Source organism: Pseudoalteromonas sp. GW168-MNA-CIBAN-0100, from assembly GCF_040309225.1.
GTDB classification, from domain to species: domain Bacteria; phylum Pseudomonadota; class Gammaproteobacteria; order Enterobacterales; family Alteromonadaceae; genus Pseudoalteromonas; species Pseudoalteromonas arctica.
In genome coordinates this window covers 1-292 of sequence record NZ_JBEOOL010000415.1, presented here as the reverse complement: position 1 = coordinate 292, position 292 = coordinate 1, and the positions used below count along the sequence as shown (strand labels likewise).

General features: G+C 71.9%; 1 protein-coding gene. It reads right to left on the bottom strand.

Annotated elements, in window-relative coordinates; all coding sequences use genetic code 11:
• A partial coding sequence (locus AAEY62_RS21745; protein ID WP_350636472.1) for a PUA domain-containing protein occupies positions 1–292 on the bottom strand: 292 nt, incomplete at both ends.

The following is a 292-nucleotide window of genomic DNA, read 5'->3' as shown; positions in this document are numbered from 1 at the left end:
CTGCTGTAGTTCGTGAGCCCGCGCGCCACCTCGCGCCCGTCCGGGCCGACACATGCGATGACTTCGCCGCGCGCGAATGCGCCCTGCACGTCGATCACGCCGATCGGCAGCAGGCTCTTGCCGCCGGCCGTCAGCTTCTCGACCGCGCCCGCGTCGATCACGACGTGGCCGCGGACCTGCAGATGGTCGGCCATCCATTGCTTGCGTGCCGCCATCCGCGCGGTCCGTGCGATCAGTTGCGTGCCGATCGCCTCGCCGGCCGCCAGACGCACGAGCACGTCGGCCTCCCGGC